The sequence below is a fragment of the Arthrobacter sp. Y81 genome, from assembly GCF_002929335.1.
Lineage (GTDB): Bacteria > Actinomycetota > Actinomycetes > Actinomycetales > Micrococcaceae > Arthrobacter.
In genome coordinates this window covers 1-613 of sequence record NZ_PJIL01000075.1, presented here as the reverse complement: position 1 = coordinate 613, position 613 = coordinate 1, and the positions used below count along the sequence as shown (strand labels likewise).

Here is a 613-nt window from a genome sequence, read left to right as displayed (position 1 = left end):
CGGACGCCACCGGCAGCGGCCAGGACAGTGCGCCCGGTACGCCGACTGGTATTGATGGGGACCACGGCATCGGTGATGAAATCACCTGCCTGCATTCCTGCCCAAAAGACCTGCAAGAGATCCGGACGGAAAAGGATTGAATACATCGCCATTGCATCACTCATTCACTAAGTGTTGCAATCACCGCAAGAACCCAAGGTTCCCCTTGCAGACCCCCTATCCACAGGATCGGAAATGCTTAGTCCTTTGTCGGCAGATAGGTTGGGATCATGCAAAGTGTTTGGGATGCTGACGAGTCAGGTGTGATGCAGTTGCCCTCGGGCAGACTGCTGCGCGGTCGCGGCTTTCACAAACCAATCCCACGTGGAGCTACACCCGACTTCGCGCTCTACCTCCTCGGCAAGAAACCGGCCCCGGTCAAATGGGAAGCACGGTGGGTGCTGTGGCCCGACTTTCGGCTGCCCAAGGACCGCGACGACGCACGGGACGCACTGCGTGAAGCCTGGCTTCGTTCCGAAACAGAGCGAGTCGAGATCGCCTGCACTGGCGGTCATGGACGCACAGGCACGGCGCTGGCGTGTATCGCAGTGTTCGACGGCGTGCCCGCCGACAA

1 protein-coding gene is annotated in these 613 nt (G+C 59.9%); it reads left to right on the top strand.

Annotated features, from left to right (window positions below; all coding sequences use genetic code 11):
* Window positions 1-269 precede the first annotated feature (269 nt).
* Window positions 270-613 (top strand): protein phosphatase (locus CXQ91_RS25125; RefSeq protein ID WP_219816614.1); only part of this gene is annotated, 344 nt, incomplete at its 3' end.